This window comes from Dellaglioa sp. CoH-57-MRSF-19 (genome assembly GCF_056781975.1).
In genome coordinates, this window is record NZ_JBXAXW010000325.1 from 1 (window position 1) to 244 (window position 244).

The 244-nt window shown below is 57.0% G+C and carries 1 protein-coding gene; it reads right to left on the bottom strand.

All coding sequences use genetic code 11. The features are described from left to right. On the bottom strand, positions 1-244 hold a 244-nt coding region (locus AC1RO3_RS09365), incomplete at both ends, for a hypothetical protein (RefSeq protein ID WP_481764147.1).

The window sequence follows — 244 nt, forward strand, 5'->3', positions numbered from 1 at the left end:
GAATCTGTTTGCGCTTGCGCTCTATGAACGCGTCGCGTGCGGCTTCCTTGGTGCGATGCGCGTACTGCTTCGTCCACGACAGATTCACGAACCGTTCACGGTCCTCGTAATGATCTAGAAACCAGAAACCGTGCGGAGTCATACGCAGCACCGGATACTCGTTGATCCAGATGCCGAGGTGTTCACCGGCAGCACGCGGAATAGGATCACCCCAATCGTCCGCACCCGGGCTGTATCGAACTTC